Raw genomic sequence first — 359 nt, forward strand, 5'->3', positions numbered from 1 at the left:
CGTACTGCCTGCGAACAACGCCGTACACAGCAATATGTGCAGGCAGCGGCGCAGCAAACCCATGGTGTCCACCTCCGTTCCTCTCAATTTATGTGATTTTTGCGGCTTTCATGAATATTTTTTTGAAAAAACACTTGCAAGGGCTGAGAAAATGTGGTAGGATAATTTGTACTGTTATGGGGAACCAAGGAGGTGGAACGAATGCCTAACATCAAATCTCAGAAGGACCGCGTTGTCCAGGCCAAGAAAGAGGCCATGCACAACAAGGCCATCAAGTCCAACCTGAAAACAGTGATCAAAAAGGCAGACGCTGCCATCGACAGCAATGCTGCTGACAAAGACGCCGTCATGAAAGCCGC

The 359-nt window shown here is 48.5% G+C and carries 1 protein-coding gene; it reads left to right on the forward strand.

Annotation, left to right across the window (positions count from 1 at the left end; all coding sequences use genetic code 11):
- Positions 1 to 201: 201 nt before the first annotated feature.
- The coding region (gene rpsT, locus H6B10_RS15715; RefSeq protein WP_204652390.1) for a 30S ribosomal protein S20 at positions 202 to 359 on the forward strand (158 nt) is incomplete at its 3' end.

The organism is Gemmiger formicilis (genome assembly GCF_016901605.1).
GTDB classification, from domain to species: Bacteria; Bacillota; Clostridia; order Oscillospirales; family Ruminococcaceae; genus Gemmiger; species Gemmiger formicilis_B.